This window comes from Acinetobacter sp. 25-47-122, from assembly GCF_056779695.1.
Map to the genome: position 1 here is coordinate 1 of NZ_JBWYIJ010000026.1, position 918 is coordinate 918.

At 36.1% G+C, this 918-nt stretch carries 2 protein-coding genes; both read right to left on the bottom strand.

From position 1 onward, the window contains the following. Positions 1-17: 17 nt before the first annotated feature. Positions 18-488 (bottom strand): transposase family protein, encoded by a 471-nt coding sequence (locus AC1M9P_RS14610; RefSeq protein WP_481588087.1) that lies wholly within the window; start codon positions 486-488, stop codon positions 18-20. After that, complete coding sequence (locus AC1M9P_RS14615) at positions 436-831, bottom strand: transposase family protein (protein ID WP_481588088.1); 396 nt, start codon at positions 829-831, stop codon at positions 436-438. Before AC1M9P_RS14615 ends, AC1M9P_RS14610 begins: the two co-directional genes overlap by 53 nt. Between the last annotated feature and the right edge of the window lie 87 nt (positions 832-918).

Sequence of the window (918 nt, forward strand, 5' to 3'; positions counted from 1 at the left end):
TAGAGTTCTTTCATAAGTCATTTTTTACTCAGCTCCATGTTATAGATTCCAGCAATTAAATTAAATCTTAAGCCTAGTCTTTTGCCGCGGTTGCGATATCGCTCAGCAAGGATTTTGAAGGTTTTCAAACTGCCAAATACATGCTCAATTCCAATTCTTCTTTTATTGATTTCCTGATTGTAAACTTTTAGCTCGGGATCTAATTTGCAGCGCTTTTTTGCTTTTAATGGCAATAAACTATTTGGATACAATGTATACATCCCTTGATAGCCTTTATCTGCAAGAATAAAAGACCCTTTAGGAATCTGATTCAAGTTACTTTTGAAGAGCTCGAAATCATGTACTGCACCACGACTCGTGCATAAACTCAGAACTTGCTGAGTTTTATAATGGATGATGGCTTGAACTTTGAATGTATGCGCTTTCTTCTTACCACTATAGCTTTTCTTTTGTTTTTTTAGGTCTTTGTATTGGAATTTCTGTGGCATCTACGATCACCACATTCCAGTCTATACCTTCGCCTTCAGGCAAATTCTTCGGTAAATTAAATAGATTAGACTTGATCAGGCAGTCCTCTACATGATGGACAATTCTTGAAGCAGTAGGCTCTGACACACCATAACTTGTTGCAACATGGAACAAGGTTCGATATTCACGCCAATAACTTAAGCACAGAAGGATTTGATCTTCTATGCTCAATTTAGTTGGTCTACCTTTAGCTGGAACATGCATTTTCAGTTGTTCAACCATTAAATCAAAGGTTGACCATGAGATGCCTGTGTATCGCTTAAACTGTGTTTCAGAAAGCTTCTTTGAATCGTTGTATTTCATCCGCAGATTATGCATGAATATTTAAAATTCTTCGGTACAAATAATCAGCAAGAAATAGATCGTTTTTTGATTTATGAAAGAGATCTA